The 4,361-nt window shown below is 32.5% G+C and carries 4 protein-coding genes and 1 pseudogene; 4 read left to right on the top strand and 1 reads right to left on the bottom strand.

Annotation, left to right across the window (positions count from 1 at the left end; translation table 11 throughout):
- The 3 genes and pseudogenes from acs to K1X44_08790 form a co-directional block, all read left to right on the top strand.
- Nucleotides 1-1,527 (top strand): acetate--CoA ligase (gene acs, locus K1X44_08800; GenBank protein ID MBX7147385.1); only part of this gene is annotated, 1,527 nt, incomplete at its 5' end.
- 439 nt (nt 1,528-1,966) lie between these two features.
- Nucleotides 1,967-2,682 (top strand): annotated as a pseudogene (locus K1X44_08795) (pyridoxamine 5'-phosphate oxidase family protein).
- A 5-nt stretch (nt 2,683-2,687) separates the two neighbouring features.
- The gene (locus tag K1X44_08790; protein ID MBX7147384.1) at nt 2,688-3,239 is read left to right on the top strand and encodes a GNAT family N-acetyltransferase; all 552 of its coding nucleotides are present in this window, start codon (nt 2,688-2,690) and stop codon (nt 3,237-3,239) included.
- Nucleotides 3,240-3,246: 7 nt separating this feature from the next.
- On the opposite strand, the gene K1X44_08785 is transcribed toward K1X44_08790, so the two are convergent.
- Nucleotides 3,247-3,726: a MarR family transcriptional regulator gene (locus K1X44_08785; protein MBX7147383.1), complete on the bottom strand. Its 480-nt coding sequence runs from the start codon at nt 3,724-3,726 to the stop codon at nt 3,247-3,249.
- Between the two features lie 95 nt (nt 3,727-3,821).
- On the opposite strand from K1X44_08785, the gene K1X44_08780 reads away from it, so the two are divergent.
- Nucleotides 3,822-4,361, top strand: a 540-nt coding sequence (locus K1X44_08780; GenBank protein ID MBX7147382.1) for a redoxin domain-containing protein, incomplete at its 3' end; no start/stop codon positions are given.

The following is a 4,361-nucleotide window of genomic DNA, read 5'->3' as shown; positions in this document are numbered from 1 at the left end:
GCTATTTATGCTATGTTAGCATGTGCAAGAGTGGGTGCTATTCATTCGGTTGTTTTTGCTGGATTTTCATCAGAAAGTTTATCTGGGCGTATTAATGATTGCCGGTCCAATTTTATTATTACAGCAGATACAGGAAGACGAGGTGGAAAAGTAATCCCATTAAAATATAATGTGGATCAAGCTTTAATATCATGTCCAACTATTAAAAAATGTTTCGTTGTTGCCCATAGCCATGACAAAATAAATTGGGTAAAAAATCGTGATTTTTGGGTTCATGAAGAAATACAAAAATTGGGACAAATAAATTATAAGGTAGATGCTAAAGCAGAAGAAATGAATGCTGAAGACCCACTGTTTATTCTTTATACATCTGGGTCAACTGGTAAACCAAAAGGGGTTCTTCATACCACAGGTGGATATCTTGTTTATACGGCAATTACATTTCGTTATGTTTTTGATTATCATGATAATGATATTTATTGGTGTACAGCTGATATTGGGTGGATTACGGGTCATTCGTATATGGTTTATGGACCTTTGGCTAATGGGGCATCAATTGTTTTGTATGAAGGTGTTCCCCACTATCCAACTTGGTCACGTTTTTGGGAAATTATTGACCGTTATAAAGTTGCTATTTTTTATACAGCCCCTACGGCTTTACGTGCCTTAATGCGGGAAAGTGAAGATTATTTAAAAACTTCTTCAAGACAATCTTTAAAAATTATTGGTTCTGTGGGCGAACCTATTAATCCCGACGTATGGCTTTGGTATCGACAAAAAATTGCCTATAATCAATGTCCTGTTGTTGATACATGGTGGCAAACAGAAACAGGTGGTATTTTAATTACACCTTTACCAGGAGCAACAGCTTTAAAACCTGGTTCTGCCACCAGACCATTTTTTGGTATTAAACCCGTTCTTGTTGATGATCAAGGAAATGTCATTGATGGAATAGGGGAGGGTAATCTATGTATAGAGGGAAGTTGGCCTGGGCAAATGCGCACAGTTTATCAAGATCATCAGCGTTTTGTGGATACATATTTTTCAAAATTCAGAAATAAATATTTTACAGGAGATGGTGCCAAACGTGATCATGATGGGTATTATTGGATTACCGGTAGGGTTGATGACGTTATTAATGTTTCTGGTCACCGCTTAGGTACAGCAGAAATAGAAAGCGCCTTGATTGCTCATCCCCATATTGCCGAAGCTGCAGTTGTGGGATGCACCCATCCCATCAAGGGGCAAGGTATCTATGCTTTTGTCACTGTTAAATCTGATTACCAACCTTCAGATCAACTTATGCAAGAATTAAAGGAAACTGTTAAAAAAATAATTGGGGCAATTGCTATACCCGATTTTATTCAATGGGCTTCATCTCTTCCTAAAACGAGATCGGGTAAAATAATGCGCCGGATTTTAAGAAAAATTGCTATAAATCAAATTGCAGATTTGGGTGATATATCGACGCTGGCAGAACCTTCTGTGGTTGATGATTTAATATCAAAACGACTAATACAAAATTAACATTTTTGTTTTATGATTAAAATTGTAGCCTCTTTTGAAAGTTTTATTCTCACATATGGGGATTAATTATGAAAATATCCAAATTAATTATAGTTGGAATGATTATCATAATTGCTTTGACGCGACTACATTTGGTGAAAGCAGAAGATATATTTTGGAAAATATATGATAATAACCATGGATATTTTTATATCATAAATAATTTGAATAAAGTTTAAATGAAGAAGGAATCCATGCACCTATAATAAACTATAATATTGCTACAATGAAATAAAATTAATTTTATGCCTCCTTTAACTATAACCCTATCCCCAGATTAAAATCTGGGGATGATTTTTATTAATGATAATAAACAAATAAATTGAAAATTTTAAAAAAAATAAAGAAATAATATTATTGTAGTTTTTTTGAATTAATTTTAAATATTTTAAGGTCATTTATGTCACTCTCAAAACCCGTGCTTTTTAAACCAACACATCGTTCAAAAATTAAACGCGTACCTAATCGTGCAAATTATGATCGTCAAACACTTTATAATATTTTAGATTCAGAATTGGTGTGCCATATAGGATATGTTATTGATAACAACCCTTATGTAACACCTACCAGCCATTGGCGTGAAGGTCATTATGTTTATTGGCATGGTTCTGCTGCAAGCAGAATGTTACGACATATAGAAAAAATATACCTATATGTTTAACAGTAACTCATTTAGATGGATTGGTTTTGGCCCGTTCTGCATTTCATCATTCTTTAAATTATCGTTCGGTGATGATTTTGGGACAGGCTTCAAAAGTAATCAATGTGCATGAAAAAAATAAATCATTAGAAATGTTTATGGAAAAAATTGTACCTCAACGTTGGCAAGATATAAGACCGCCTTCGGCCAAAGAGCTTAAAGCAACAACTATATTAAAAATGCCTATTGATGAAGCATCAGCAAAAATAAGAACTGGCCCACCTATTGATGATAAAGAAGATTATAATCTGAATTGTTGGGCAGGGGTTGTCGAAATTTACAAGAAAATTGGTCAGGTTATTGATGATCCAAAATTATCCCCATCTGTTAAAAAACCTGATTATATGAAAATATACAAATCTTCTGAAATTTTTGATACTGTTCTTAGTAATATTGCTAAAAAACAAAATAAATAAAAAGAATGATTAACTTAATACTTCGTGAACCTAAGCTTGAAGATAAAAATATTTTTTTATCGGTTATGAATGAAAGCATAAATCTTCACCATCCTTGGATTAGACCACCTTTAGATCATGATGAATTTATGCTTTATTTAAAAAGAGTAAGCCAAGATACCCATAAAAGCTATTTAGCCTTTGATTCTAACCAAAATATTACGGGAGTTTTTAATATAAGTGAAATAGTGCGAGGTCATTTTCATAGTGCTTATTTAGGATTTTACGGGATCATCGGTTTTACAGGCCAAGGATATATGAGCCAAGGATTAAAATTAGTTCTTTCAAAAATTTTTTATGATTTAAAACTTCATAGAATTGAAGCTAATATTCAACCTAATAATAACCGTTCTTTAAATCTGGTTAAAAGCAATGGGTTTCGTCGTGAAGGTTATTCTCCGAAATATCTAAAAATTGATGGATCTTGGAGGGATCACGAAAGGTGGGCAATGATTTATGAAGATTTTGTAAAATTGCCTTTTGCTAAGGTTAGTTTACCTAATAATTTTGGCAAATAAATAAGAATTAAAATTCAGAAGAACCAGATTGGGTTAATAATTTTTTTAAAAGAGCACGTAATGTCTCCATATTTTTTTTACCTAAGATAGCTGTATATTCTGTTTCTATTTCTTGTTTAATTTGATGGGCATCATATAAAAATTGATCCCCCATTTTTGTATAAATAAGACGGGTAGCTCTTTTATCATCGGGATCAGCTGTAATTTGGACATATCCTTTATCTTCAAGTTCTTTGGCAAGTTTACCAACTGCTTGTTTGCTGATACCCATCCGTGTTGCAAGTGTAATCATATTCGTGCCCTGGATATCAAGGTTAGCTAACAGCCCTGTATGAGAGAGGCCCAGGTTTTCATGACCTTGGAGACGAAGCTTTTTGATAGCTTTTAAACTGAAATTACGATGGGCTTGTAAAAACAATTTCCCTATATGAGATTGGCGTAATTCTTCAAGTTGTTGATGGGTAACTTTTATATTTTTTTTGCTCATAATCTTTATTGGTAAACTTGGTTGACAATATAGTAAACCAAGCTTACTATATACCTTGTTTTGTTTGTATTTAAGAATATAGAAAGGAAAATATTATGCAAGATATTACAAATGATACACTGGCCCCTTTATTTAAAACTTTGGATATTTTTAATAATCCTATTCATTTAGAAAATTTTAGGGGTAAAAAAATTTTGCTATCTTTTTTTCGCAATGCAGCTTGTGCTTTATGTAATTTACAAATTCATGATCTTATCCAACGTTATCCCATCTATAAAGCAAAAGGATTAGAAATTTTGGCTGTTTTTGAATCGTCCCAAGAAAATATGTTGAAATATGTGGGTAGACAAGATGTACCTTTTCCTCTTATTGCAGATCCGGAAGGTGTTCTTTACAAACTTTATAATGTAGAAAATTCAGAAATTAAAATTAATCATTCTATGAATTTACCTAAAGTTCAACAAAGGGTGAGTGTAGCGGAAGAAAAAGGTTTTTCCCTTATACCAGAAGCTGAAAGTAATTTTTATAGAATGCCCGCAGATTTTTTGATTAATGTGGAAGGTAGAATTATCATAGCTCATTATGCATATGATCTTGTGGATCATTTATCACAAGATGAAATAGAAAAAATTTTA

It is taken from the genome of Alphaproteobacteria bacterium (assembly GCA_019695395.1).
In the GTDB taxonomy this organism is placed as follows: Bacteria; Pseudomonadota; Alphaproteobacteria; order JAEUKQ01; family JAIBAD01; genus JAIBAD01.
Note: the sequence above shows the minus strand (reverse complement) of the source record. Positions and strands in the feature narration are given on the sequence as shown.